Here is a 25,203-nt window from a genome sequence, read left to right as displayed (position 1 = left end):
AGCTCAATGTTCGCGCTGAGTGGGGAACGACCTCTCAACGTATAGTCTGTCCGCGCTTCCCGACAATCGAGAGGGCAGGAGATCCCGCCCCTTAATGGTTCTAATTAGTTAAGTGCTTTGTCGTTTGGTTCTTTGAACAGGGCTTTCATGTCGTCAGACAGTTCAAAGTTCATGTTGAGATTTTTTGGTGGAATCGGGTTCTTGAACCACTTATCGAACCATTTTTCCGCTTCGCCGGAGGTCTGAACCTGAGCGATGGTGTCATCGATCAGCTTTTTGAAGCTTGCGTCGTCTTTACGCAGCATACAGCCGTATGCCTCTTTCGACTGCGCCGTGCCGACGATGTCCCAGTTGTCTGGTTTCTTCGCTTTTGCACGTTCGCCCGCCAGCAGCGCGTCATCCATCATGAATGCCACCGCGCGGCCGCTCTCCAGCGTACGGAAAGAGTCACCGTGGTCTTTCGCGCTGATGATGCGCATATCCAGTTTTTTCTCGTCGTTGAGCTTGTGCAGCAGCACTTCAGAGGTGGTACCGGAAGTCACAACAACCGCTTTGCCTTTCAGGTCTGCGAAGTCTTTAATCTCGCCGCCTTTTTTGGTCAGCAGACGCGTACCGACCACGAAGATGGTGTCGGAGAAGGCCGCTTGTTTCTGACGTTCGAGGTTGTTGGTGGTGGAACCACACTCAAAATCGAAGGTGCCGTTTTGCAGCAGAGGAATACGGTTTTGCGACGTAATTGGAATCAGCTTCACCTGCAGGTCAGGTTTGTTGAGCTTTTTCTTGACCGCTTCTACGATCGCGTTGGAGTAGTCCTGAGAGTAGCCTACGACTTTTTGCGTGTTGTCGTAGTATGAGAACGGGACGGAAGATTCACGGTGGCCGACCACGATCACGCCATTTTTGGCAATCTTGTCGAGAGTGCTCCCGGCAGCCGGAGCGTCTTCAGCGTGAACGACGCCTGCGGACATCCCCATTACCAGCATTGCTGTGGCCAGTTTACGTAATTGCATACCCAACTCCTTTATTATCTGCGCCAATGACGCATTGATACCCATTGTGATGTTGTTATATCTCGCGCGATGCGAGTGCAGTGTTATGCAAGCTTGTTAACATTTAGTCTGGCTTAATGTAAAGATTTTGCTGCGTTATTGTTTATTTTTGCGAAGCGCGCCGCACCATTCAGAGGCAAAAATATCTGCCTGCACCGTTTCGGTGCTACCGATGAACTGCGGTGGTGCGCCAACGTTGCACGTTAAGCCAAACCACTGAATTTGTGATTTAACAAAGCAATAGGCGTGCCAGAAATGGGAGTCGGGGGGATTTGCCGGGTATCAGATGTGTTGTGCCAGACCTGGCCTGGGAATGAGGAATGAAGGCCCGGCAAGCGAAATGCCGCCGGGCGCTGGGGGGATTACTTACGACGCTGACGCAAACTCATTAACACAGCGCCAAAACCAAACAGTACCGTCAGGATCCACAGCGGCCAGTTGCCGGTGCGAGCATACGGCGTGAGGCCGGAGGTTGGCGTGACGGTGGTTGTCAGCACGGCACGTGTGAATTGCGGGATCATCGCCTGGATTTCACCCTGCGGACCAATCACGGCGGTAATGCCGTTATTGGTGCTGCGCAGCAGCGGACGGGCCAGCTCCAGGGAACGCATGCGCGCCATCTGGAAGTGCTGCCACGGGCCAATCGACTTGCCAAACCAGGCATCGTTGGAGATGGTCAACAGATAATCCGTATCGGGACGGAAGTTATCGCGCACCTGTTCGCCAAGGATGATTTCGTAACAGATCGCCGGGGTCAGCGCCAGGCCATGCGCATGAAGCTGCGGCTGGACATAAGGCCCACGGCTGAAGGACGACATTGGCAGATCGAAGAACGGCGCCAGCGGACGCAGAATCGTTTCCAGCGGGACAAACTCACCAAACGGCACCAGGTGGTTTTTGTTGTAACGATTCGCCGATTCGTAGCTGTACGGGTTGTCTTTGCCGAGCGTGATAATCGTGTTGTAGGTGTCGTAACGGTTCTGTTTGTTCAGCCGCGCGTCGACAATCCCGGTGATCAGCGTGCTGTTCTTCGCGCGCAGCAGATCGTCCATCATGCTCAGGAAACGCTGCTGGTTGATCTCCAGGTCGGGAATCGCAGACTCCGGCCAGATAATCAGGTCAGATTTGCCCATCTCTTTCTGCGTCGCATCGAGATAGATTTTCAGCGTATTAATCAGCTGGTTCTCATCCCACTTCAGCGACTGCGGAATATTGCCCTGCACCATCGACACCTGAGTTGCGCGCGCGGGTTCCAGAGTGAACCACTGGATAAAGCGCAGCGGGAAGGGAAGGGCAAACAGCACCACTGCCGCGACCAGCGGTTTCCAGTTGCGCTGCACCAGGGCCAGTACCAGCAGACCACTCACCACCATCAGCAGGAAGTTGATCGCCTCCACGCCCATCACCGGCGCCAGGCCTTTTAGCGGGCCATCGATCTGGCTGTAGCCAAACTGCAGCCACGGGAAGCCGGTCAGCACCCAGCCGCGTAAAAACTCGGTGATTTGCCAGACCACAGGTGCCGCAATCGCCACGCGCAGCCAGCTGGTTTTCGGCCACAGGCGCGACAAAATCCCCGCGAAGAGACCGGTATACAGCGAGAGATACGCCGCCAGGAGCACCACCAGGAAGACGTTAACCGGGCCAGGCATACCGCCGAACTGCGCGATACTGACGTAAACCCAGTTAATGCCGGAGCCAAACAGGCCCAGACCCCAGAAGTAGCCGATGGCCGCAGCCTGAATCGGGCGGCGATTCAGCGTCAGCCCTTGCAGCCCCATCAGTGAGAGGAGGGCGGCAGGCCAGATGTCATAAGGAGAAAAAGCCAGCGTTCCGCTGGCTCCGAGCAACAGCGCCAGCAGCAAACGGACGCGCTGGCGTTCAAGCAGTGGGGCAAATGCCATTTACATTAATCTTCCAGTTTTGGCACCGGGGAGTCGTCCGGCATTCTGACGTGAACCTGAATAATACGTCGGCTGTCGGCCATAGCGACCTTGAACTGGTAACCATCGATGTCAACGGACTCGCCGCGCGCCGGGAGATGGCCAAAGGCCTGCATCACCAGCCCGCCAATGGTATCCACCTCTTCATCGCTGAAGTGGGTGCCAAAGGTGTCGTTAAACTCTTCAATGGAGGCCAGCGCGCGCACGGTCCAGGTATGGCGGCTCAGCTGACGGAATTCGATATCGTCTTCTTCGTCGTACTCATCTTCGATTTCACCGACGATCAGTTCGAGAATATCTTCGATAGTCACAAGGCCGGAAACACCGCCAAATTCATCGATAACAATCGCCATGTGGTAGCGCTGGGAGCGGAACTCTTTCAGCATGCGGTCAACGCGCTTGCTTTCCGGGACCACCACCGCCTGGCGTAACACTTTTTCCATGCTGAAAGCTTCGGCATCGCTGCGCATAAACGGCAGCAGATCCTTGGCCATCAGAATCCCTTCAATGTGATCTTTGTCTTCGCTGATCACCGGGAAACGCGAGTGGGCCGATTCGATGATCACATCGAGGCACTCGTCCAGAGTCTGGTTGCGTTTCAGGGTAATCATCTGCGAGCGGGGGATCATAATATCGCGAACGCGCTGGTCGGCGATGTCCATGACCCCTTCGAGCATTTCGCGCGTATCTTCGTCGATAAGATCGTTCTGCCCGGAATCACGAATCAGCTCCAGGAGTTCATCACGGTTTTTCGGTTCGCCGTGGAACAGCTGGCTCAGAATGAGGGAGAAAAATCCCTTCTTACTGGTTGTCGTGTCGCTACTGTGTGAATTGTCGTCGCTCATGGCGTTTGTTAAGGGTTCTCTTGTGAGTTTAATGCGCGCCGCCGCAGGAAAGGTCCATATGCGGCGGCCTGATCGGTCAATAAAGCCTGATGCTTAACTGACTATTCTTTCTCGGCAATGTACGGATCCTCATAGCCCAGAGCAAGCATTATCTCTGTCTCGAGGGATTCCATCTCTTCCGCTTCTTCGTCTTCAATATGATCATAACCCAGCAGATGCAGACTGCCGTGGATAACCATATGCGCCCAGTGAGCGTCGAGCGGCTTTTGCTGCTCTTTGGCTTCCTGTTCTACCACCTGGCGGCAGATGATCAGGTCGCCAAGCAGCGGCATTTCGATGCCCGGCGGCGCTTCAAACGGGAAAGAGAGCACGTTGGTCGGCTTATCTTTCCCGCGATAGGTCAGGTTCAGCTCGTGGCTCTCCGCTTCGTCGACCAGGCGAATCGTGACTTCTGACTCTTCCTGAAACTGCGGGATCACCGCATCCAGCCATGTTTGAAACTGACGCTCTTCCGGCAAACCGGAATTGTCTTCACAGGCTAGCTGTAAATCGAGGATCACCTGACTCATTTATTCTCATGCTCCTGGGCTTCGCGTTTTCGTTCCGCGGCCTGTTCTGCTTTACGTTTTTGTTCTGCTTCTTCCCACGCTTCATAGGCGTTGACGATGCGGGCGACCACCGGATGGCGCACCACGTCTTCGCTGTTGAAGAAGTTGAAGCTAATTTCGTCCACTTCCGCCAGCACTTCGATGGCGTGACGCAGACCGGATTTGGTGCTGCGCGGCAGGTCGATCTGGGTGATATCGCCGGTAATAACCGCTTTCGAGTTGAAGCCGATACGGGTCAGGAACATCTTCATCTGTTCGATGGTGGTGTTCTGGCTCTCATCGAGAATGATAAACGCATCGTTCAGCGTACGGCCGCGCATATAGGCGAGCGGGGCGACTTCGATGACGTTACGCTCGATCAGTTTTTCCACTTTCTCGAAGCCGAGCATTTCAAACAGGGCGTCATACAGCGGGCGCAGATACGGGTCTACTTTCTGGCTCAGATCGCCGGGCAGGAAGCCCAGTTTCTCACCGGCTTCAACCGCCGGGCGCGTCAGCAGGATACGACGAATATCCTGACGCTCCAGTGCATCGACGGCGGCGGCAACGGCCAGATAAGTTTTACCCGTCCCCGCCGGGCCGACGCCGAAGGTGATGTCATGGTCGAGAATATTGGCGATGTACTGCGCCTGGTTTGGCGTACGCGGCTTGATGACGCCACGCTTGGTTTTGATATTGATGGCCTTGCCGTAGTCCGGCACGCTTTCCGCGCTCTGCTCCAGCACTCGCGCTTCTTTAATGGCGAGGTGGATGTGCTCAGGCTCGATATCCTGAGTTTCGCCGCGCATCGGGGCGGTATCGACATACAGGCTGCGCAGAATGTCCGCAGCGGCGTTGACGCAGATGGCGCGTCCGGTGAGTTTGAAGTGATTATCGCGACGATTGATTTCGATACCCAGACGTCGCTCCAGTTGTTTGATGTTGTCATCAAACGGCCCGCACAGGCTCAGCAGGCGAGCGTTGTCTGCTGGCTCCAGGGTAAGTTCACGCGTTTCTGTATTCAAACTGTTCCTCTTAATGTGTGTAGGGTCAGAGAGCAACGTGCCGAACTGACTTACAGACGAGTCGTCTTTACGAAATTATTCACGCCACAGTTTAAAGGCGCAAGCTTATGGTTGCATATTGGGGACGCAGAGGGGAAATACAAGGCCTGCCAGAGCGACAGGCCTGAATGGATTAAGGCTGGTAAACACCGACACCCAAATCGTTTTCTTTACGCGTGCGGGCAATAACAGACGCTGGCGTTTCGGCGACGCGCAGGCCCATTTCCGCTTCCGTGCGCACCAGTTTGCCGCGCATGGAGTTGGTGAGCACTTCCTGGATTTCGATATCGACAAACTTACCGATCATGTCCGGAGTGCCTTCGAAGTTCACCACGCGGTTGTTCTCGGTACGCCCAGAGAGCTGCATCAGGCTCTTACGCGACGTGCCTTCCACCAGAATACGCTGCGTGGTGCCGAGCATACGGCGGCTCCAGGCGTTGACCTGCTGGTTGATACGCTCCTGCAGAATATAGAGACGCTGTTTTTTCTCCTCTTCCGGTACATCGTCCACCATATCGGCGGCTGGCGTGCCCGGACGGGCAGAGAAGATAAAGCTAAAGCTGGTGTCGAAATTGACTTCGCCAATCAGCTTCATAGTACGCGCGAAGTCGTCGGTGGTTTCGCCAGGGAAGCCGACGATAAAGTCGGAGCTAATCTGGATATCCGGGCGCGCTTCACGCAGCTTGCGGATGATGGCTTTGTACTCCAGCACCGTATGCGTGCGGCCCATCAGGTTCAGCACGCGGTCAGAGCCGCACTGAACCGGCAGGTGCAGGAAGCTCACCAGCTCTGGCGTATCGCGATAGACATCAATGATGTCATCGGTAAATTCGATCGGATGGCTAGTGGTGAAACGCACGCGGTCGATACCGTCAATGGCGGCAACCAGACGCAGCAGCTCGGCGAAGGTGCCGGTGGAGCCGTCGTAGTTTGCGCCACGCCAGGCGTTCACGTTCTGGCCGAGCAGGTTCACTTCACGCACGCCCTGAGCCGCCAGCTGGGCCACTTCAAACAGAATATCGTCGCAAGGGCGGCTGACCTCTTCACCGCGCGTATAAGGCACGACGCAGTAGGTGCAGTATTTGTTGCAGCCTTCCATGATGGAGACGTAGGCGCTTGGGCCATCGGCACGCGGCTCCGGCAGACGATCAAATTTCTCGATTTCAGGGAAACTGACGTCAACCACCGGGCTGCGATCGCCGCGCACTGAGTTAATCATCTCCGGCAGGCGATGAAGAGTTTGCGGGCCAAACACAATATCGACGTAATGGGCGCGTTGACGGATCAGTTTGCCCTCTTGTGAGGCCACGCAGCCGCCGACGCCGATAATCAGGTCCGGATTTTTCTTTTTGAGGAGTTTCCAGCGACCTAACAGGTGGAAGACTTTTTCCTGCGCTTTTTCACGGATTGAGCAGGTGTTAAGCAACAGCACATCGGCTTCTTCTGCCACTTCAGTCAGTTGATACCCGTGGGTGGCATTCAGCAGATCGGCCATCTTCGATGAATCGTATTCATTCATCTGACAGCCCCAGGTTTTTATATGGAGTTTTTTAGTCATCGACTTGCTCAGGCTCAGGATTGCAAGCCGCGTATTGTAATGCTTTGGTGGGGTTGTGACCAGTATGAAGGTTGGCTGCCTCAAGGGAGAAAAAATCCGGTAAACTTAAGGGATTCTCTTCAAAGGATTATTGACCATGACACTCCAGAAAACCGAAATCGCCGTGGTCGGCGGCGGGATGGTCGGCGGCGCACTGGCGCTGGGACTGGCACAACAGGGATTTCAGGTAACGGTGATCGAGCAGGCCGCGCCCCCCGAATTTGACGAGGCTCAGCAGCCGGACGTGCGGATCTCGGCGATCAGCGCCGCGTCGGTCGATCTGCTGCGCGGGCTGGGCGTGTGGGAGGCGATCCTTGCGATGCGCGCCCATCCGTATCGTCGACTGGAGACGTGGGAGTGGGAAACCGCGCATGTGACCTTTGACGCCGCTGAACTGAAGCTGCCGCTGCTGGGCTACATGGTGGAGAATAACGTTCTGCAGCTAGCCCTGTGGCAGGCGCTGGAGGCACATGAGAACGTGACGCTGCACGTTCCGGATTCTCTGAAAGCGCTGCATCGCCATGAGGGCGGTTATTTGCTGGAGCTGGCTAACGGCGATGAACTGGCCGTGAAGCTGGTCGTGGGGGCCGACGGTGCGAATTCACAGGTGCGTCAGATGGCCGGGATTGGTATTCACGCCTGGCAGTATCAGCAATCTTGTATGCTGATTACCGTTAAATGTGAAAATGAGCCGGGCGACAGTACCTGGCAGCACTTTACCCCCAACGGTCCGCATGCCTTTTTACCGCTCTTTGGACACTGGGCGTCGCTGGTGTGGTACGACACGCCGGCGCGCATTCGTCAGCTGCAAAGTTTGTCGATGGATCAGCTGCAGTGCGAAATCGAAAAACACTTCCCGGCGCGTCTCGGCGCGGTGACGCCGGTGGCGGCGGGGGGATTCCCGTTAACCCGTCGCCACGCCCTGCAATATGCGCAAGAAGGGCTGGCGCTGGTGGGGGATGCCGCGCATACCATTCATCCGCTGGCCGGGCAGGGTGTTAACCTGGGATATCGTGACGTCGAAGCGTTGTTATCGGTGATGAGCAGCGCGCGTGACTATGCGGAACCCTGGTCGAGTGCGGCTGTGCTGAAGCGCTACCAGACGCGTCGCATGGCGGATAACTTTTTGATGCAGTCGGGGATGGATCTGTTTTATGCGGGATTCAGCAACGATCTCGGCCCGGTGCGGATTCTGCGCAATGTGGGTCTGATGGCGGCCGAGCGTGCGGGCGGATTGAAGCGTCAGGCATTGAAGTACGCGTTAGGTCTGTAGGTTCTGTCTCCTCCCTCGTTGTTGTGAGGGAGGGGGATATCTCCAGAGCACAAAAACAAAAAAGCCCGCAGAGCGGGCTTTTTTGCTATTAAGTGGCTGGGGTACGAGGATTCGAACCTCGGAATGCTGGTATCAGAAACCAGAGCCTTACCGCTTGGCGATACCCCAACAGGGTGCGTTAGACAAACAACAATCTAACGACTTTTGAAATTGGCTGGGGTACGAGGATTCGAACCTCGGAATGCTGGTATCAGAAACCAGAGCCTTACCGCTTGGCGATACCCCAACAATTTTTTCTAGTTTATCGAAATAATCGATAAATTCCTAATTTGGTGGCTACGACGGGATTCGAACCTGTGACCCCATCATTATGAGTGATGTGCTCTAACCAACTGAGCTACGTAGCCAGACTGCTTTCTTCGATGGCTGGGGTACCTGGATTCGAACCAGGGAATGCCGGTATCAAAAACCGGTGCCTTACCGCTTGGCGATACCCCAATAACCGCGGAGAACCGCTAAATCGAAGAAGATGGCTGGGGTACCTGGATTCGAACCAGGGAATGCCGGTATCAAAAACCGGTGCCTTACCGCTTGGCGATACCCCATCCGTGCAACGCGGAACTGGAAATGGTGCGGGAGGCGAGACTTGAACTCGCACACCTTGCGGCGCCAGAACCTAAATCTGGTGCGTCTACCAATTTCGCCACTCCCGCAAAAAAAGATGGTGGCTACGACGGGATTCGAACCTGTGACCCCATCATTATGAGTGATGTGCTCTAACCAACTGAGCTACGTAGCCATCTTTTTTTCGCGTTACCTTATCGGCGTTGCGGGGCGCATTATGCGTATAGAGCTTTGCAGCGTCAATACCTTTTTCAACGAAAATGGCCGGATTGTGACTGTTTGGTTAGGTTGCGAACAGCGTGGCCGAATAATCGGCAATTATTGGTTATTAATCGTTTTTGTTCAGCAAAACGCGAGGCATAAAAAAGGCCCCGAAGGGCCTGAGTACGATTCTGGCGATTACTTATAGGCCGACTGGTGAACCCCTACCGCGCGTCCTGATGGATCGTTCATGGATTTGAACGATTCATCCCATTCGATGGCTTTCGCTGAAGAGCAGGCCACTGACGGGCCGCCAGGCACACATTCTGCCGCGCTTGCGACCGGGAAAAGTTCTTCGAAGATTTCACGGTACAGATACGCTTCTTTCGAGCCAGGCGTGTTGTACGGGAAGCGGAAGCTGGCGGTGTCCAGTTGTTGATCGGAAACCTGCTTCGCCGCCACCTCTTTCAGGGTGTCGATCCAGCTGTAGCCCACGCCGTCGGAGAACTGTTCTTTCTGACGCCATGCGACGCTTGCCGGCAGGTAAGATTCGAAACATTCACGCAGGATATGTTTCTCCATTTTACCGTTGCCGCACATTTTATCCTGCGGGTTGATGCGCATGGCCACGTCGAGGAACGATTTATCGAGGAACGGCACGCGGGCCTCCACGCCCCAGGCGGACATCGCTTTGTTAGCGCGTGCGCAGTCAAACATATGCAGCGCCTGCAGTTTACGCACCGTCTCTTCGTGCAACTCTTTGGCGTTAGGCGCTTTGTGGAAGTACAGATAACCGCCAAACACTTCGTCAGACCCTTCGCCCGACAGCACCATTTTAATGCCCATCGCTTTGATTTTGCGCGACATCAGGTACATCGGGGTGGATGCGCGAATGGTGGTCACGTCGTAGGTTTCGATGTGATAAATCACGTCGCGGATCGCATCCAGACCTTCCTGCACGGTGAAGTGAATTTCATGGTGCACGGTACCCAGATGGTTTGCCACTTCCTGCGCGGCTTTCAGATCCGGTGCACCTTCCAGGCCTACGGCGAAGGAGTGCAGCTGCGGCCACCAGGCTTCAGAACGTTCTCCGTCTTCCACGCGGCGCGCAGCGAACTTTTTGGTGATCGCGGAGATCACGGAGGAGTCCAGACCGCCAGAAAGCAGCACGCCGTAAGGCACGTCTGACATCAGGTGGCTTTTTACCGAATCTTCCAGCGCCTGACGCAGCGCGTTTTTGTCGGTGACGTTATCTTTCACCGCGTCGAAATCGAACCAGTCGCGCTGGTAATACTGACGGATTTCGCCGTCTTTGCTCCACAGGTAGCTGCCTGCCGGGAACTCTTTAATGGTGCGGCAAACCGGGACCAGGGCTTTCATTTCAGAGGCGACGTAGAAGTTGCCGTGTTCGTCGTGACCCATATACAGCGGGATAATACCGATGTGGTCGCGGCCAATCAGATAGGCGTCTTTTTCGCTGTCGTACAGGGCGAAGGCAAACATGCCCTGCAGATCGTCCAGGAATTCGGGTCCTTTTTCCTGATACAGGGCAAGGATGACTTCGCAGTCGGAACCCGTCTGGAACGCGTAGCGATCGCCGTATTCCGCGCGCAGCGCCTGATGGTTGTAGATTTCACCGTTAACGGCCAGCGCGTGAGTTTTTTTCTCGTTATACAGCGGCTGGGCACCAGCGTTGACATCAACAATCGACAGACGTTCGTGAGCCAGAATTGCTTTATCGCTTGCGTACACGCCGGACCAGTCCGGGCCGCGGTGACGCATCAGGCGAGAAAGCTCCAGTGCTTTTTTACGCAGTTCGCCCGCGTCAGTCTTGATATCCAGTACGCCAAAAATTGAACACATAACCTTCTCCGTTAACCCTGTTGCAGTGTGATGTTGCTTGCTTATGAAAATGCCGCAAAACACGGTGTGCGCGCAAGACTTTTACGGGCGAAAACGCAAATAACGCAACAGTCATTGCTGAATGTTGAAAAAAGAGTATGCCGTGAGCAGATTTATTGATGATTATGCAAAGGATTGCGTTTTTTATTAGATGGCGTTGCGTTTTTAAGGCCTGAAAATGAGAAACCACGCTCAGCGGCGTGGTTTTTCGTCATATAACGTCGATTTCAGCAACCGACGGGTAAATCCAGCTCGGCCTGAACGGCATAGCGTCAATGTCATCCAGGGTGGAGACGCCCGAGAGCACAAGGATCGTTTCAAGCCCGGCCTGGAACCCAGCCAGAATATCTGTACGCAGGTTATCGCCGACAATCACCGTTTGCTCGGAGTGGGCCTGCATTTTGTTGAGCGCCGCGCGCACAATCCATGGGCTAGGTTTGCCTACCACGAAAGGTTTACGGCCAGAGATTTTCTCGATGCCCGCGCAGAGCGCGCCGCACGCCGGGTAATATCCGCGCCCGTGGGTATCCGGGTTGGTGGCAATAAAGCGCGCGCCTGTTGCCACAAAATAGGCGGCTTTGTGCATCATTTCCCAGTTAAATGAGCGGGTCTCACCCACGATGACGAAATCCGGGTTGACATCGGTGATGGTGAATCCGGCTTTGTATAGCTCATGGATCAGCGCGCCTTCCCCGACCACGTAAGCCTTTTTTCCTTCCTGACGTTTCAGGAAGTCGGCGGTCGCCATGGCGGAGGTGTAAAACAGGCTGTCCGGCACGTCGACACCGGCGGTGGCGAAGCGGTTGGCCAGATCCTGGCCGGTCTGCGACGGATAGTTAGTCAGCAGAACCAGCGGCATTCCCTTTTCCAGAATACGGTTCAGAAACTCAGCGGCACCGGGCACCGCAACGTTATCGTGCATCAGCACGCCGTCAATATCACAAATCACATTCTGAATGGTCATGGACTACCTGGCATCTCAAAAAAAGAAGGCGTAACTATAAAGGGCTGTTAGCTTTCCAGCAAACGCTGGAGCAGCAGACCGTTAAGCATGGCGCGTTTCACCAGCGCAAAAGCACCAATGGCGGAGCGGTGATCGAGCGTCGAGCGCACGACGGGCAGGTTCTGGCGGAAGGCTTTCAGCGCCTGAGTATTGATGCAGCCTTCGATGGCCGGAAGCAGCACTTTTTCCGCTTCGGTAATTTCACCGGCAATCACCACTTTTTGCGGATTGAACAGGTTGATAGCAATAGCGATGGTTTTACCCAGATGGCGGCCGACCTGCTCAATCACTTCGCAGGCAAGGGCATCGCCTTTGTTGGCCGCTTTGCAGATAGTGTTGATCTTGCAATCGTCCAGGGTGATACGGCTCTGGTAGCCCTGTTCAAGCAGATGACGCACCCGGTGTTCAATCGCTGCATTGGCCGCGACTGTTTCCAGACAACCGAAATTACCGCAGTGGCAGCGCTCGCCGAGGGGATCGACCTGAATATGGCCAATCTCACCGACGTTGCCGTTACGGCCAATAAAAATGCGGCCGTTGGAGATGATCCCGGCCCCGGTACCGCGGTGTACGCGCACCAGAATAGAGTCTTCGCAATCCTGACTCGCACCAAAGTAGTGCTCTGCCAGCGCCAGGCTGCGGATATCGTGGCCGACATAACAGGTGACGTTGAAACGTTTTTCCAGCGCGCCGACCAGCCCCCAGTTTTCGACCGGGATATGGGGCATATAGCGAATCACGCCGCTCTCCGGGTCGACCAGGCCTGGCAGGATCACTGAAATGGCGATCAGCTCGCGGATTTTACGCTGGCAGCTGTCAATAAACTGCGCGATGGTATTCAGCAGCGCGTGTTCCAGCGTCTCCTGAGTTCGTTCGGGCAGGGGATAGTGCTCTTCCGCCACCACTTTGCTGCTCAGATCGTACAGGGTGAGCGTAGTGTCGTGACGGCCAAGACGCACGCCGATGGCGTGGAAATTGCGGGTTTCGGTAATGATGGAGATGGCGCGGCGGCCCCCGGTGGAGGCCTGCTGATCAACTTCTTTGATCAATCCGCGCTCAATCAGCTGACGCGTGATTTTGGTCACACTGGCGGGGGCAAGCTGGCTCTGTTCGGCGATCTGAATACGCGAGATTGGACCATGCTGGTCAATCAGGCGATAAACAGCCGCACTGTTGAGTTGTTTAACGAGGTCAACATTACCAATTTGAGCTTGTCCGCCAGATGTCATACTTTTACTTACTCAGTGACGACCTCGTTACCATTAACGATGGTCTTAATAATTTTATAATCGCGCGTGAAGGCGGTGAGGTTAGCCACCATGCCCGGTGCGATACCGCCCAGCTGTTCGTCCACGCCGATCGCGCGAGCCGGGTAGAGTGTTGCCATACGCAGCACTTCATCCAGCGCAATGCTGCAATGTTCAACGAGGTTACGAACCCCTTCGATCATCGTCAGCGCAGAGCCGCTCAGCGTTCCGTTCTCATCTACGCACAGTCCGTTGCGGTAGTATATTGTTTTACCAGCAAAAATGAACTGTTCAATATTTGCCCCTGCCGGTGCGGTAGCATCGGTGACCAGGCACAGCTTATCGCCTTTCAGGCGTTTCGCGTTGCGGATGTTGGTGTAATCCACATGCAGGCCATCAGCAATAATGCCACAGTAAACGTCCGGCTCATCAAGAATCGCACCGACCAGCCCAGGTTCGCGGCCCGTAATGTACGGCATGGCATTATAAAGGTGGGTCGCAAAGGTTATACCTGCGCGGAAACCGGTTTTCGCTTCGGCGAGTGTCGCATTGGAGTGACCCGCAGAGACGACGATGCCTGCCGCCGCCAGTTTGCTGATCACATCCGGCCCGGTCATTTCCGGTGCCAGCGTGACTTTGGTGATCACATCGGCATTAGCGCACATGAAGTCGACCAGCTCGGGGTCTGGCTTGCGCACGTAATTCGGGTTGTGGGTGCCTTTCTTCACAATGTTCAGCCAGGGACCTTCAAGGTGCAGACCCAGCGCCTGATGCGGGTATTTCGCCAGGTATTCACGCATCACGCGGATACCTTGCTTCATCAGCGTGTCATCGGAAGTAATCAGCGTTGGCAGATAGCTGGTGCAGCCTGATTTCTCATTGGCTTTCTGCATGATCTCCAGCGTTTCAACCGTGACCGCCTCTGGCGTGTCATTGAACTGCACGCCGCCGCAGCCGTTAAGCTGGACGTCGATAAAACCGGGGGAGATGATTGCTCCATTGAGTGAGCGCTGTTCGATCTCTGGCGGTAATTCAGCCTGTGGGCAGACACGTTCAATCAGGCCATTGGCGATAACAATCGCATGGTCATCCAGAATTTCATGGCCGGTATAAATCCGACCGTGGGTTAAAGCGTACATAACGACCCCCGGTTTAAAAAATCGACCGCCTCTCAGGGAAGAGGCGGCTCATCAATTACAGACCTTTAATGTTTTCAGCTTCTAACTCGTTGAAGTATTTCAGCGTCTTCACTTTCAGTTCCATGGTAGACGGTTCATCGCACACCACAACGGCTTTCGGATGCAACTGCAGGCAGCTGATGGTCCACATGTGGTTAACGTTGCCTTCAACGGCAGCTTGCAGGGCCTGCGCTTTCACATTACCCAGCACCAGAATCATCACTTCTTCGGCATCCAGCAGGGTGCCCACGCCAACGGTCAGGGCGTATTTTGGCACCTGGCTTACGTCGCCATCAAAGAAGCGAGAGTTTGCCACGCGGGTGTCATGGGTCAGGGTTTTAATACGGGTGCGAGACGCCAGAGAAGAGGCCGGTTCGTTGAACGCGATGTGACCGTCGTTGCCCACGCCGCCCATGAACAGGTTGATTTTGCCGTAAGAGCGGATTTTTTCTTCGTACTGGCGGCATTCTGCGTCAATATCAGGCGCGTTGCCATTCAGCAGGTTAATATTTTCAGCTGGGATATCAACGTGATCAAAGAAATTACGGTGCATGAAGCTATGGTAGCTCTCCGGGTGCTCCTTCGGCAGGCCGACGTATTCGTCCATGTTGAAGGTGACAACATGTTTGAAGCTAACCTGGCCTGATTTATGCATTTCGACCAGAGCTTTATACGCGGTCAGTGGTGTGCCACCGGTTGGCAGACCCAGAACGAAAGGACGATCGGCAGTAGGTTTGAACGCGTTGATGCGGTTAACGATATGGCGTGCAGCCCATTTACCGACTTGTTCAGCAGTCGCCAGGGGAATCAGTCTCATTGTTCACCTCTAAAGTTAAAGTTAAAAAAAGTGGGCGGATGGCGCGCCTTGACCTGAAATAAGCGTAACCTGGATCACGCGAGGCAGGGGGCAATCCGACTTGATTTTTTGAATGATAAAATAAGTTTTCACTGTTAGCCAGCAAAAGGGAGGGTTAATAACGATATTTGGTGACAAAACTCACAAAAAGTATGCATTTAATTTGCGATACGAATTAATTTTTCACACACTCAGAATGCCAGTGATTCATCAACTGTATTGATAAGTTAGTGACACAATAAAAAACAGCTGAGAACGTGCCTTAAACGGGGTCTCATAGGGGGAAGCACAAGTGAGTATTCTAGGTTATTTACAAAAGGTTGGCCGCGCACTGATGGTGCCGGTCGCCACGCTGCCGGCGGCAGCAATTCTGATGGGTGTGGGTTACTGGATTGACCCGGTTAGCTGGGGTGGTGATAACGCGCTTGCGGCGCTGTTCATCAAGTCCGGTTCCGCCATCATCGACAATATGTCTGTACTGTTTGCGATTGGTGTCGCTTATGGTATGTCCAAAGATAAAGACGGTGCAGCAGCACTGACCGGTTTTGTGGGCTTCCTCGTGTTGACCACACTCTGTTCTCCGGCCGCGGTTGCTATGATTCAGAAGATCCCGGTGGACCAGGTGCCTGCCGCGTTCGGTAAGATCAGCAACCAGTTCGTCGGTATCCTGGTGGGTATCATCTCTGCGGAACTGTACAACCGCTTCAGCGGCGTTGAGCTGCCGAAGGCGCTGTCGTTCTTCAGCGGTCGTCGTCTGGTGCCGATTCTGACCTCCTTCGTGATGATCGCCGTGGCGTTCATTCTGATGTACGTCTGGCCGGTGATCTTCGACGGTCTGGTGAACTTCGGTGAACACATCCAGAAACTCGGCTCTGCAGGGGCGGGTATCTACGCGTTCTTCAACCGTCTGCTGATTCCGGTCGGTCTGCACCACGCGCTGAACTCTGTGTTCTGGTTTGACGTTGCAGGTATTAACGATATCCCTAACTTCCTCGGCGGCGCACAGTCCATCGAAGCAGGTAAAGCGGTTGTCGGTATCACCGGTCGTTACCAGGCGGGCTTCTTCCCGATTATGATGTTCGGTCTGCCGGGTGCAGCGCTGGCCATCTACCACTGCGCACGTCCAGAGAACAAAGCAAAAGTTCTGGGTATCATGATGGCGGGCGCATTCGCGGCCTTCTTCACAGGTATCACCGAGCCGCTGGAATTCTCCTTCATGTTCGTGGCACCGGTTCTGTACGTGATCCACGCAGTGCTGACCGGTATCTCCGTATTCATCGCCGCATCAATGCACTGGATTGCAGGCTTCGGCTTCAGTGCGGGTCTGGTGGATATGGTTCTCTCTTCCCGTAACCCGCTGGCCACGCACTGGTGGATGCTGATCCCTCAGGGTCTGGTGTTCTTTGTGATTTACTACGTGGTGTTCCGCTTCACTATCACCAAATTCAACCTGATGACTCCGGGTCGCGAACTGGCTGTTGCCGGTAGCGAAGCAGATGGTCAGGACGTGAATGTGAGCGGTGACAAAGAGCAGGATGTTGCAGGTCTGGCGCGTCAGTACATCGCCGCTGTGGGCGGTTCTGACAACCTGACCGGTATCGACGCCTGTATCACGCGTCTGCGCCTCAGCGTCAAAGATTCTTCTCTGGTTAACGAAGCACTGGCAAAACGTCTCGGCGCATCCGGTGTGATTCGTCTGAACAAAACCAGCGTGCAGATTATCGTGGGCTTCGTGGCAGAAAAAATCGCTAATGCCATGAAAACCACTGGCCCGGTAGCCGCTTCTGAAGCTGCACCTGTCGCCGCTGCCCCCGCTGCTGCTAAACCGCAGGCTGTTCCTAATGCCACCACCATCGCCGCGCTGGTTTCACCAGTCACCGGTGAAGTGGTTGCCCTGGAGCAGGTTCCTGATGAAGCGTTCGCCAGCAAAGCTGTCGGTGACGGCGTAGCCGTGAAGCCAACGGAAAAAACCGTGGTCTCTCCAGCAGCCGGCACCATCGTGAAAATCTTCAACACGAACCATGCGTTCTGCCTCGAAACCGAGAAAGGCGCTGAGATCGTGGTCCACATGGGTATCGACACCGTTGCTCTGGGCGGTAAAGGCTTCACGCGTCTGGTCGAAGAGGGTGCCGAAGTGGTGGCAGGTCAGCCGATTCTGGAAATGGATCTGGACTTCCTGAACGCCAATGCACGCTCCATGATCAGCCCGGTTGTTTGCAGCAATATCGACGACTTTAGCGGTCTGGTTCTCCAGGCGAAAGGTCAGGTTGTGGCCGGTCAAACGCCACTGTATGAGATTAAAGGCAAGTAATCGCTCCTGAGTAGAGTCATGCCTTAAGCGGCGGGGGATATCCTCCGCCGCTTTTTTTTGCAGCAATCCTCCCCAATATTCACTTCAAAGCCGTTTTTTGCATAACTAAAGGTTGTCACTACGTCCTGCTTATAAGATCATATGCCGTTATACGTTGTTTACGCTTTGAGGAATCCACGATGAGTGAGGCTGAAGCCCGCCCGAGTAACTTTATTCGCCAGATCATCGATGAAGATCTGGCCAGTGGTAAGCACACCACAGTTCATACCCGTTTCCCGCCGGAGCCAAACGGCTACCTGCATATTGGGCATGCGAAATCTATCTGTCTGAACTTCGGCATTGCGCAAGATTACCAGGGCCAGTGCAACCTGCGTTTCGATGACACCAACCCGGTAAAAGAAGACATCGAATACGTTGAGTCCATTAAGAACGACGTGCAATGGTTAGGCTTCAGCTGGTCTGGCGATATCTGCTACTCCTCGGACTATTTTGATCAACTGCACGCCTACGCGATTGAACTGATCAACAAAGGCCTGGCCTACGTAGATGAGCTGTCTGCAGATGAAATCCGCGAATACCGTGGCTCGCTGACTGCGCCGGGCAAAAACAGCCCGTTCCGCGATCGCAGCGTCGAAGAGAACCTCGCACTGTTCGAAAAAATGCGTGCCGGTGGCTTCGAGGAAGGTAAAGCCTGTCTGCGTGCGAAAATCGATATGGCGTCTCCGTTCATCGTGATGCGCGATCCGGTGCTGTATCGCATTAAATTTGCCGAACACCACCAGACCGGCAACAAGTGGTGCATCTACCCGATGTACGACTTCACCCACTGCATCAGCGATGCGCTGGAAGGCATTACGCACTCTCTGTGTACGCTGGAATTCCAGGACAACCGTCGCTTGTACGACTGGGTGCTGGATAACATAACCATTCCTGTGCATCCGCGTCAGTACGAGTTCTCTCGTCTGAATCTGGAATACTCCGTGATGTCCAAGCGTAAGCTGAACCTGCTGGTGACCGACAAGCACGTTGAAGGCTGGGATGACCCGCGTATGCCGACCATCTCCGGTCTGCGTCGTCGCGGCTACACGGCGGCCTCTATTCGCGAGTTCATCAAACGTATCGGCGTGACCAAGCAGGACAACACCATTGAGATGGCCTCTCTGGAGTCCTGTATTCGCGAAGATCTGAACGAAAACGCCCCGCGCGCAATGGCGGTTATCGATCCTGTTAAACTGGTCATCGAAAACTACCCGCAGGGTGAAAGCGAGCAGGTCACTATGCCTAACCATCCGAGCAAGCCGGAAATGGGCAGCCGTGAAGTGCCGTTCAGCGCGGAGATCTGGATCGATCGCGCCGACTTCCGTGAAGAAGCGAACAAGCAGTACAAACGTCTGGTGCTGGGCAAAGAAGTTCGCCTGCGCAACGCGTACGTAATCAAAGCTGAGCGCGTAGAAAAAGACGCGGAAGGCAACATCACGACCATCTTCTGCACTTACGACGCCGAGACCCTGAGCAAGGATCCGGCGGACGGACGCAAAGTGAAGGGCGTCATTCACTGGGTCAGCGCGGCACACGCACTGCCGGTTGAAATTCGTCTTTACGATCGTCTGTTCAGCGTTCCTAATCCAGGCGCAGCAGAGGATTTCCTGGCGACCATCAACCAGGAATCATTGGTCATCAAACAGGGCTATGCAGAACCTTCCCTGAAAACGGCCGAAGCAGGCAAAGCATATCAGTTCGAGCGTGAAGGTTACTTCTGCCTCGACAGCCGTTATGCAACCGCTACCAAACTGGTATTTAACCGTACCGTCGGTTTGCGTGACACCTGGGCCAAGATTGGCGAGTAAGCCTGGTCAATGAGAGACAAACGCCGCATAACGCGGCGTTTTTTTTGCTTATCGATCATGCTTTTACTTTTCGCGTCTATTTTTAACATTAAAATTACACGTCAATGAGCTGCTACTTATTTTTTTTACTAAAGTTTCGCGTAACGTGAAATAAGCGAAATTAAAGTATGTAAGCGCTATCAATTATCATTACCTACTGAATTTAACCATTTTTTTCTGATTAAGCCTTGTCCCGAGTGATATGTTTCAAATCACTACCAATTATGTGCACTTCGTCATAATCCTGCATTTTGCCCACTGAAAAGCATTGATAATTCGCGTCGCGAAAAATAGTCTAAAGGCGGTAGTTAATTCGAGGGTATTACAGACTACCCCTGACCATTTGGTCTTTTAGATTTTTCGCCGTTTAAGGCGCTTTTATTCGTCAAAGAGGAACAATCTATGCGTACGTTCAGTGGCAAACGTAGTGCGCTGGCGCTGGCTATCGCCGGTGTGACAGCAGTGTCGGGATTTATCGCGGCTCCGCAGGCTCAGGCAGCAGGCTTTATTGATGATTCAACGCTCACGGGCGGTATCTATTACTGGCAACGTGAACGTGACCGTAAAGACGTCACCGAAGACAAATATAAAACAAACCTTTCTCACTCCACCTGGAACGCCAACCTGGATTTCCAGTCCGGTTATGTCGCTGATATGTTTGGCCTGGATATTGCCGCGTTTACTGCCATTGAAATGGCGGAAAACGGCGATAGCGCACACCCGAACGAAATCGCATTCTCCTCCAGTAATAAAGCTTACAAAGAAGACTGGTCGGGCGATAAGAGCGGTATCAGCCTGTATAAAGCGGCGGCCAAATTTAAATACGGTCCGGTATGGGCGCGCGGCGGTTATATTCAGCCAACCGGCCAGACTCTGTTAGCACCGCACTGGAGCTTCATGCCGGGTACTTACCAGGGCGCAGAAGCCGGGGCGAACTTTGATTACGGCGACGCTGGTGCGTTGAGCTTCTCGTATATGTGGACCAACGAGTACAAAGCGCCGTGGCACATCGAGATGGACAAGTTCTACCAGAACGATAAAAAGACGCGGGTGGAATATCTGCACTCACTCGGCGCGAAATATGACTTCAAAAATGATCTGGTACTGGAAGCGGCATTCGGTCAGGCAGAAGGCTACGTCGATCAGTACTTCGCCAAAGCCAGCTACAAATTCGATATCGTTGGCGGCCCGCTGACCACCAGCTATCAGTTCTACGGTACGCGCGACAAAGTCAGCGATGGCGGCGTAAACGATCTGTATGACGGCACCGCATGGCTGCAGGCACTGACCTTCGGCTATAAAATTGGTCAGGTAGATTTGCGCCTCGAAGGAACTTACGTTAAAGCGGAAGGGCAGCAGGGCTACTTCCTGCAGCGTATGACGCCAACGTACGCCTCGTCTAACGGTCGTCTGGATATCTGGTGGGATAACCGTTCTGACTTCAACGCCGACGGCGAAAAAGCGCTCTTCTTCGGCGCGATGTATGACCTTAAAAACTGGAATCTGCCGGGCTGGGCGGTGGGCGCATCTTACGCCTACGCATGGGACGCGAAGCCAGCTGACATGGCGACGCCAGATGCTTACTACGATCCAAACTATCGTCTGAAAGAGTCTTCATACAGCCTGGATGCGATGTACACCCTGCAGGATGGTCGCGCCAAAGGCACCATGTTCAAACTGCACTTCACGCAATACGACAACCACTCCGATATTCCGAGCTACTCGGGCGGTTACGGCAACATCTTCCAGGATGAGCGTGACGTGAAATTCATGGTTATCGCACCTTTCACCATCTTCTGATGAACGATCTGGCGGGATCACTCCCGCCGGAATGGAGACCGACATGTTGAAGAAAATCGCATTCGTTGCTGTGCTGGCCGCAGGGCTGACCGCCTGTGCACAACCTCAGGCACAGAAAGAAGATTCTCGCCTGAAAGAGGCTTACAGCACCTGCATTAACACCGCTGAAGGCTCGCCGGAAAAAATCGAAGCCTGTCAGAGCGTACTGACGGTGCTGAAGAAAGAGAAAGTCCATGAGCAGTTCGCGACGCAGGAAAACATCCGCGTGATGGATTACCAGGCCTGCATTCAGGCGCGTAAAACCGGTAACGATCAGGAAGTTGCAAAACGTTGCGATCAGATCTGGAAAGAGATTCGCAGTAACAACGCACAGTAATTCGTTGTATTCAGCGCCCGGCCGCGAAAGCTTGCCGGGCGTTTTTGAATTTATTGCAGGCAAAAAAAAGCCAACCGTCAGGTTGGCTCAGAGTTTGTAACACGATTATTTGGTATCGTGTGCGTGCTCGTTTTCGCGGCAATCGCCTTCAGCACAATGACCATACAGGTACAGGCTGTGGTTGGTCAGACGGATGCCATGTCGGGTGGCGATTTCACGTTGACGTGCTTCGATAGAGTCATCGCTGAATTCAATCACCTTGCCACAGTCGAGGCAGATCAGGTGATCGTGATGATGCTGTTGCGTCAGTTCAAAAACGGATTTACCGCCTTCGAAATTATGGCGGGTGACAATCCCGGCGTCATCGAACTGGTTCAGAACGCGGTATACGGTCGCCAGTCCAATCTCTTCGCCCATGTCGATCAGACGTTTGTATAAGTCTTCCGCACTGACGTGATGGTTGTCCGGCCCTTGCAGAACTTCCAGGATTTTTAAACGAGGAAGCGTAACTTTCAGGCCAGCCTTCTTTAATGCGGTATTGTTGTCAGTCATGCGGAATCTGTCCTGTTGCTAAACGATTCACTTCCTTAGAAGAAGTGACAGAAAATGCAGTTGGGATAATGCGTCTCATTATAGAACTGCCATGCCTAAATGAAAACTGCAAGTCTCAAGCAAAGTATGCTTATAAAAACGTGGTATCACCAACAAACTTGTTGGATGGCATCCACTTTAACCCGGGGACATTGTACAGGTATGAACACGAAAGTTAAAAATTTGTAGCAATTATTTTAATCGGTATTATCTATCAATGAGGTGCAACGTAGTCAGTTGCACCTCATCACTGCATTACGCGTTCAGGATGTCGTCGAGGTGCAGCTCTTCGCGGATCTGTTTCACCCACTTGTCGACGCGCTCAGCGGTCAGTTCTGGCTGGCGGTCTTCGTCGATAGCCAGGCCGACAAAGTGGTCGTCATCGGCCAGGCCTTTAGAGGCTTCGAAATGATAACCCGCCGTTGGCCAGTGACCGACGATTGCCGCGCCGCGCGGTTCAATGATGTCGCGGATAGTGCCCAGTGCATCACAGAAGTATTCCGCGTAGTCTTCCTGGTCGCCGCAGCCGAAGAGGGCAACGAGTTTACCGTTGAAATCCACTTCTTCCAGCGTCGGGAAGAAATCATCCCAGTCACACTGTGCTTCGCCGTAGTACCAGGTTGGAATGCCAAGCAGCAGAATATCGTAACCTTCGAGATCCTCTTTGCTGCTCTTAGCAATGTCATGTACGTCGGCAACGTCTTTACCAAGCTGTTTTTGAATATTTTTTGCGATGTTTTCGGTATTACCGGTATCGCTGCCGAAGAAAATGCCGATGATTGCCATGAGTGAAATAACCTCTTGAAACTTAATGGTATGGTGGCGCAAATTGTCCACGGATAAGGGCAATCATAGCAGAACAGGGAAGTCTGCGGAAACAGCTATCACGCGGGACTGCACTCTGTGCTACATGAAAGGGACAATTGAGGGGATTTTCAGACGATCACCTGGTGCTGCGCCATGCCTGAAGCTGCGCCATCAGCATCTCTTCAATCAGCTCGCTGCGGCTGATCTCGCGGGCATCGGCCAGTTCACTTAAGGCGTCGGCCGCCTCCGCGTTGAGTTTCAGCTCGACGCGTTTAAGCCCACGACTTTTGTCGCGTTTCAGCTGATTGCGCTTATTGATGCGCAACTGTTCATCACGCGAAAGCGGATTGGTTTTTGGTCGTCCCGGTCGACGTTCAGTCGCGAACAGATCTAGTGTCGTGCGGTCCGTTTGTTCTTTGGCCATGATTCAGAGACTTCGGGGAAAACGAGCGGCCCTGCTATTGCCGGGGCGATGAGCGCGACATCATACATCACGGATACCTGCACGCCAACGACTGGTGGCCTGCGGGCAACCGGTCGCTGGCTTTTTAATCAAATCGCATTATCAGAGAGATAGCGACGGATCGCCCGCAGCACGGCTTCGGGTTTTTCAGCGTGAACCCAGTGTCCGGCTCCGGCGATCACATGCGCACGCGCCTGCGGGAATTGCGCCAGCAGCGTATCGCGATAGGCGTCGGTGACGTACGGAGAATTGCCGCCGCGAATAAACAGGGTAGGGTGTGGCCAGGCCGGAACGGTCTGCCAGCCGACTATCTGAGGATACTGATCCCACAGCACCGGCACATTAAACCGCCATGCGCCATCGACGAAAGATTTCAGCAGGAACTGCACCACGCCTTCTTCATCCAGATGTTCACGCATGATGGCTGCGGCCTGCTGACGTGTAGAAACGCCGGCCTCGGTCACGGCATTAATCGCCGCAAAGATCTTGTCGTGGCGACGCACGTCGTAATCCACCGGGGCGACATCAATCACCACCAGCTGATCCATACGCTCCGGTGCCAGCGCCGTCAGGGCCATCACCGCTTTGCCGCCCATGGAATGGCCAATCAGCGTCGCTTTTTCAATCTGATTCGCATCGAGAGTATCCAGCAGATCCTGGGCCATCGCGCTATAGGTCATCTCCGGGCTGCGTTCGGAAAGCCCGTGGTTACGCATATCCACCTGCAAAATATCGCGATCGGCCACCAGATCGCGGGCCAGCACGCCCAGATTATCCAGGCTGCCAAAGAGGCCATGAACCAGTACGATGGGAGAATTATTGTTCGGCGATTGTGCAGATTGCGCTCGGCTATTCAATTTCATGGCAAAGTTCTTTTTTTACGTATGTCAGGTTAGGGTATTATGTTGACCATTCTGCCGCCCGGCTGCAAGGTTCCAGTTTAATCTGACTTTTGCCGCCACCCAGGTTTGACCCTATCCGCGGTTGGGATTAGCCCTTATAATCCCAACGACTTGTATTCAGATAAGATATTGCACTGGATTAAGATGAAAACAATCGAAGTTGATGATGAGCTCTATCAGTATATTGCCAGCCACACGCGACATATTGGCGAGAGTGCATCAGACATTTTACGGCGCATGCTGAAATTTTCCGCCGCCTCACAGCCTGCAACTCCGGTTTCTAAAGAGGTTCGTCAGCCAAATGTGGTCGCAGAAGCGAAAACAGTGGCACCGGTGAAAGACAAAGTCCGCGCGGTGCGTGAACTGCTGCTTTCCGACGAATACGCCGAGCAGAAAAAAGCGGTTAACCGCTTTATGCTGGTGCTGTCTACACTCTATTCACTGGATAACAAAGCGTTTGCTGAAGCCACTGATTCGCTTCATGGCCGTACCCGCGTCTACTTCGCGGGCGACGAACAGACGCTGCTTGCCAACGGCAATCAAACCAAACCTAAACATGTCCCTGGTACGCCGTACTGGGTGATCACCAATACCAACACCGGACGCAAATGCAGCATGGTCGAACACATCATGCAGTCGATGCAATTCCCGGCGGAATTGATTGAAAAGGTTTGCGGTACCATTTAACCCTTGCACAGGAA

21 protein-coding genes and 7 tRNA genes are annotated in these 25,203 nt (G+C 53.9%); 6 read left to right on the top strand and 22 right to left on the bottom strand.

The window, feature by feature from the left end:
* Positions 1–104: 104 nt before the first annotated feature.
* From OVA10_RS18430 to miaB, 6 genes are all read right to left on the bottom strand, one after another.
* Positions 105–1,010 (bottom strand): amino acid ABC transporter substrate-binding protein, encoded by a 906-nt coding sequence (locus tag OVA10_RS18430; protein WP_142503628.1) that lies wholly within the window; start codon positions 1,008–1,010, stop codon positions 105–107.
* 401 nt (positions 1,011–1,411) lie between these two features.
* Positions 1,412–2,950 carry an apolipoprotein N-acyltransferase gene (lnt, locus tag OVA10_RS18425; RefSeq protein ID WP_100777215.1) on the bottom strand — a complete coding sequence of 513 codons (1,539 nt, stop codon included), beginning with the start codon at positions 2,948–2,950 and terminating at the stop codon, positions 1,412–1,414.
* 5 nt (positions 2,951–2,955) lie between these two features.
* Positions 2,956–3,834: a CNNM family magnesium/cobalt transport protein CorC gene (gene corC, locus OVA10_RS18420; RefSeq protein WP_100777214.1), complete on the bottom strand. Its 879-nt coding sequence runs from the start codon at positions 3,832–3,834 to the stop codon at positions 2,956–2,958.
* Between the two features lie 101 nt (positions 3,835–3,935).
* Positions 3,936–4,403: an rRNA maturation RNase YbeY gene (ybeY, locus tag OVA10_RS18415; RefSeq protein WP_100777213.1), complete on the bottom strand. Its 468-nt coding sequence runs from the start codon at positions 4,401–4,403 to the stop codon at positions 3,936–3,938.
* Positions 4,400–5,446 carry a PhoH family protein gene (locus tag OVA10_RS18410; protein ID WP_181827485.1) on the bottom strand — a complete coding sequence of 349 codons (1,047 nt, stop codon included), beginning with the start codon at positions 5,444–5,446 and terminating at the stop codon, positions 4,400–4,402. Before OVA10_RS18410 ends, ybeY begins: the two co-directional genes overlap by 4 nt.
* A 172-nt stretch (positions 5,447–5,618) precedes the next feature.
* Positions 5,619–7,043, bottom strand: coding sequence for a tRNA (N6-isopentenyl adenosine(37)-C2)-methylthiotransferase MiaB (gene miaB / locus OVA10_RS18405; protein WP_100777211.1), 1,425 nt, complete (start codon positions 7,041–7,043; stop codon positions 5,619–5,621).
* 136 nt (positions 7,044–7,179) lie between these two features.
* Between miaB and ubiF the strand changes: the two genes are divergently transcribed.
* Positions 7,180–8,355, top strand: a complete 1,176-nt coding sequence (gene ubiF, locus OVA10_RS18400; protein WP_268196575.1) for a 3-demethoxyubiquinol 3-hydroxylase — start codon at positions 7,180–7,182, stop codon at positions 8,353–8,355.
* Between the two features lie 93 nt (positions 8,356–8,448).
* On the opposite strand, the gene OVA10_RS18395 is transcribed toward ubiF, so the two are convergent.
* The 12 genes from OVA10_RS18395 to nagB all read right to left on the bottom strand — a co-directional run bounded on the left by OVA10_RS18395 (position 8,449) and on the right by nagB (position 15,327).
* Positions 8,449–8,523: transfer RNA gene (locus tag OVA10_RS18395), tRNA-Gln, on the bottom strand.
* Positions 8,524–8,566: 43 nt separating this feature from the next.
* Positions 8,567–8,641, bottom strand: a tRNA-Gln gene (locus tag OVA10_RS18390).
* Positions 8,642–8,685: 44 nt separating this feature from the next.
* A tRNA-Met gene (locus tag OVA10_RS18385) sits at positions 8,686–8,762 on the bottom strand.
* A 16-nt stretch (positions 8,763–8,778) separates the two neighbouring features.
* Positions 8,779–8,853 (bottom strand) — tRNA-Gln (locus OVA10_RS18380).
* A 32-nt stretch (positions 8,854–8,885) separates the two neighbouring features.
* A tRNA-Gln gene (locus OVA10_RS18375) sits at positions 8,886–8,960 on the bottom strand.
* A gap of 23 nt (positions 8,961–8,983) precedes the next feature.
* Positions 8,984–9,068 (bottom strand) — tRNA-Leu (locus tag OVA10_RS18370).
* Between the two features lie 9 nt (positions 9,069–9,077).
* Positions 9,078–9,154 (bottom strand) — tRNA-Met (locus OVA10_RS18365).
* A gap of 224 nt (positions 9,155–9,378) precedes the next feature.
* Entirely contained in the window at positions 9,379–11,043 is a 1,665-nt protein-coding gene (gene asnB, locus OVA10_RS18360; RefSeq protein WP_268196574.1) for an asparagine synthase B, read from the bottom strand.
* Positions 11,044–11,293: 250 nt separating this feature from the next.
* On the bottom strand, positions 11,294–12,046 hold the full coding sequence (locus tag OVA10_RS18355) for an HAD-IIA family hydrolase (RefSeq protein ID WP_268196573.1): 753 nt from the start codon (positions 12,044–12,046) through the stop codon (positions 11,294–11,296).
* A 47-nt stretch (positions 12,047–12,093) separates the two neighbouring features.
* A complete protein-coding gene (nagC, locus tag OVA10_RS18350; RefSeq protein WP_100777207.1) occupies positions 12,094–13,314 on the bottom strand; it encodes a DNA-binding transcriptional regulator NagC in 1,221 nt (406 codons plus the stop codon).
* Positions 13,315–13,322: 8 nt separating this feature from the next.
* Entirely contained in the window at positions 13,323–14,471 is a 1,149-nt protein-coding gene (gene nagA / locus OVA10_RS18345; protein WP_268196572.1) for an N-acetylglucosamine-6-phosphate deacetylase, read from the bottom strand.
* A 55-nt stretch (positions 14,472–14,526) separates the two neighbouring features.
* Positions 14,527–15,327: a glucosamine-6-phosphate deaminase gene (gene nagB / locus OVA10_RS18340; RefSeq protein WP_100777205.1), complete on the bottom strand. Its 801-nt coding sequence runs from the start codon at positions 15,325–15,327 to the stop codon at positions 14,527–14,529.
* 331 nt (positions 15,328–15,658) lie between these two features.
* Here nagB and nagE point away from each other — a divergent pair, with 331 nt between their 5' ends.
* From nagE to chiQ, 4 genes are all read left to right on the top strand, one after another.
* Positions 15,659–17,677, top strand: a complete 2,019-nt coding sequence (gene nagE / locus OVA10_RS18335; RefSeq protein ID WP_102104164.1) for an N-acetylglucosamine-specific PTS transporter subunit IIBC — start codon at positions 15,659–15,661, stop codon at positions 17,675–17,677.
* Between the two features lie 179 nt (positions 17,678–17,856).
* Positions 17,857–19,524, top strand: coding sequence for a glutamine--tRNA ligase (gene glnS, locus OVA10_RS18330; RefSeq protein WP_268196571.1), 1,668 nt, complete (start codon positions 17,857–17,859; stop codon positions 19,522–19,524).
* 441 nt (positions 19,525–19,965) lie between these two features.
* Positions 19,966–21,363 carry a chitoporin ChiP gene (gene chiP / locus OVA10_RS18325; RefSeq protein WP_268196570.1) on the top strand — a complete coding sequence of 466 codons (1,398 nt, stop codon included), beginning with the start codon at positions 19,966–19,968 and terminating at the stop codon, positions 21,361–21,363.
* Between the two features lie 46 nt (positions 21,364–21,409).
* Complete coding sequence (gene chiQ, locus OVA10_RS18320) at positions 21,410–21,739, top strand: ChiQ/YbfN family lipoprotein (RefSeq protein ID WP_181827923.1); 330 nt, start codon at positions 21,410–21,412, stop codon at positions 21,737–21,739.
* Between the two features lie 105 nt (positions 21,740–21,844).
* Here chiQ and fur read toward each other — a convergent pair whose 3' ends face one another.
* The 4 genes from fur to ybfF form a co-directional block, all read right to left on the bottom strand.
* Entirely contained in the window at positions 21,845–22,291 is a 447-nt protein-coding gene (fur, locus tag OVA10_RS18315; protein ID WP_064325325.1) for a ferric iron uptake transcriptional regulator, read from the bottom strand.
* Positions 22,292–22,585: 294 nt separating this feature from the next.
* Positions 22,586–23,116, bottom strand: a complete 531-nt coding sequence (gene fldA, locus OVA10_RS18310) for a flavodoxin FldA (RefSeq protein ID WP_059178645.1) — start codon at positions 23,114–23,116, stop codon at positions 22,586–22,588.
* 157 nt (positions 23,117–23,273) lie between these two features.
* Entirely contained in the window at positions 23,274–23,561 is a 288-nt protein-coding gene (gene ybfE, locus OVA10_RS18305) for a LexA regulated protein (protein WP_102104162.1), read from the bottom strand.
* A gap of 128 nt (positions 23,562–23,689) precedes the next feature.
* On the bottom strand, positions 23,690–24,463 hold the full coding sequence (ybfF, locus tag OVA10_RS18300) for an esterase (protein WP_268196569.1): 774 nt from the start codon (positions 24,461–24,463) through the stop codon (positions 23,690–23,692).
* Between the two features lie 183 nt (positions 24,464–24,646).
* On the opposite strand from ybfF, the gene seqA reads away from it, so the two are divergent.
* Positions 24,647–25,189: a replication initiation negative regulator SeqA gene (gene seqA / locus OVA10_RS18295; RefSeq protein ID WP_100777197.1), complete on the top strand. Its 543-nt coding sequence runs from the start codon at positions 24,647–24,649 to the stop codon at positions 25,187–25,189.
* Positions 25,190–25,203 lie beyond the last annotated feature (14 nt).

Origin of the sequence: Lelliottia sp. SL45 (assembly GCF_026672535.1) — a bacterium.
Classification (GTDB): Bacteria; Pseudomonadota; Gammaproteobacteria; order Enterobacterales; family Enterobacteriaceae; genus Enterobacter; species Enterobacter nimipressuralis.
This window is presented reverse-complemented; position numbering and strand designations above follow the sequence as displayed.

Bases quoted from the DNA above. Each gene is read 5' to 3' on its own strand.
- ybfF (WP_268196569.1), bottom strand. From the start codon at position 24,463: ATGAAATTGAATAGCCGAGCGCAATCTGCACAATCGCCGAACAATAAT.
- seqA (WP_100777197.1), top strand. From the start codon at position 24,647: ATGAAAACAATCGAAGTTGATGATGAGCTCTATCAGTATATTGCCAGC.
- nagB (WP_100777205.1), bottom strand. From the start codon at position 15,327: ATGAGACTGATTCCCCTGGCGACTGCTGAACAAGTCGGTAAATGGGCT.
- fur (WP_064325325.1), bottom strand. From the start codon at position 22,291: ATGACTGACAACAATACCGCATTAAAGAAGGCTGGCCTGAAAGTTACG.
- fldA (WP_059178645.1), bottom strand. From the start codon at position 23,116: ATGGCAATCATCGGCATTTTCTTCGGCAGCGATACCGGTAATACCGAA.
- OVA10_RS18355 (WP_268196573.1), bottom strand. From the start codon at position 12,046: ATGACCATTCAGAATGTGATTTGTGATATTGACGGCGTGCTGATGCAC.
- chiP (WP_268196570.1), top strand. From the start codon at position 19,966: ATGCGTACGTTCAGTGGCAAACGTAGTGCGCTGGCGCTGGCTATCGCC.
- ybfE (WP_102104162.1), bottom strand. From the start codon at position 23,561: ATGGCCAAAGAACAAACGGACCGCACGACACTAGATCTGTTCGCGACT.
- asnB (WP_268196574.1), bottom strand. From the start codon at position 11,043: ATGTGTTCAATTTTTGGCGTACTGGATATCAAGACTGACGCGGGCGAA.
- ubiF (WP_268196575.1), top strand. From the start codon at position 7,180: ATGACACTCCAGAAAACCGAAATCGCCGTGGTCGGCGGCGGGATGGTC.
- miaB (WP_100777211.1), bottom strand. From the start codon at position 7,043: ATGACTAAAAAACTCCATATAAAAACCTGGGGCTGTCAGATGAATGAA.
- glnS (WP_268196571.1), top strand. From the start codon at position 17,857: ATGAGTGAGGCTGAAGCCCGCCCGAGTAACTTTATTCGCCAGATCATC.
- OVA10_RS18430 (WP_142503628.1), bottom strand. From the start codon at position 1,010: ATGCAATTACGTAAACTGGCCACAGCAATGCTGGTAATGGGGATGTCC.
- nagA (WP_268196572.1), bottom strand. From the start codon at position 14,471: ATGTACGCTTTAACCCACGGTCGGATTTATACCGGCCATGAAATTCTG.
- ybeY (WP_100777213.1), bottom strand. From the start codon at position 4,403: ATGAGTCAGGTGATCCTCGATTTACAGCTAGCCTGTGAAGACAATTCC.
- lnt (WP_100777215.1), bottom strand. From the start codon at position 2,950: ATGGCATTTGCCCCACTGCTTGAACGCCAGCGCGTCCGTTTGCTGCTG.
- corC (WP_100777214.1), bottom strand. From the start codon at position 3,834: ATGAGCGACGACAATTCACACAGTAGCGACACGACAACCAGTAAGAAG.
- nagC (WP_100777207.1), bottom strand. From the start codon at position 13,314: ATGACATCTGGCGGACAAGCTCAAATTGGTAATGTTGACCTCGTTAAA.